This is a genomic window from Vibrio sp. 1978 (genome assembly GCF_033344345.1).
In genome coordinates this window covers 1-605 of the sequence record NZ_JAWPOP010000714.1, presented here as the reverse complement: position 1 = coordinate 605, position 605 = coordinate 1, and the positions used below count along the sequence as shown (strand labels likewise).

Sequence of the window (605 nt, the reverse complement as noted above, 5' to 3'; positions counted from 1 at the left end):
TTGCCATGATCTTTGTACTCATCGATGTCTATTAGCTCAATTTTACTTGCGTTGGTTTGATGTTTTCGCTTGGATAACAACCCAGTACTTTCAAGTGTTTAGTGATTTTTGTTAGCTCTTGCAATGCTTGCTGCATTTCGGTTGAGCCTAGGTGCGCTTCTAGATCAACGTAGAACATTTCTTCCCACGGATTACCCATGATTGGACGCGATTCTAACTTGGTCATATTGATGCCGTAGCGTTGCAGTACCAGTAGAGTTTCAACTAATGATCCCGCCTCTTGGGAGGTCGACATAATCAACGTCGTTTTGGCTGGAATTTGTGTTGAGACTTCAACTGGTTTACGCGCGACGACAATAAAGCGTGTGTGGTTTTCGGTTTGGTTTGCGATGTTGCCTTGGATCGCTTGCAGGCCGTACAACTTACCACTTGAAGCATTACCAATTGCGGCCACATCATCACGATTCATCTCTTGGACTTTTTGCATCGCGTCTGCTGTGCTTGCGCAAGACTCAAGTTTCACGCCTTTCATACGGCTTAAGAATTCGCTGCACTGTTGGTGCGGTTGCGGATGCGAGTACAGTGTTTTGATGTCTTCGAGGCGA

At 45.8% G+C, this 605-nt stretch carries 1 protein-coding gene; it reads right to left on the bottom strand.

Annotated features, from left to right (window positions below; translation table 11 throughout):
• Nucleotides 1-31: 31 nt before the first annotated feature.
• Nucleotides 32-605, bottom strand: a 574-nt coding sequence (locus R8N49_RS28705; protein ID WP_318190647.1) for a prephenate dehydratase domain-containing protein, incomplete at its 5' end; no start/stop codon positions are given.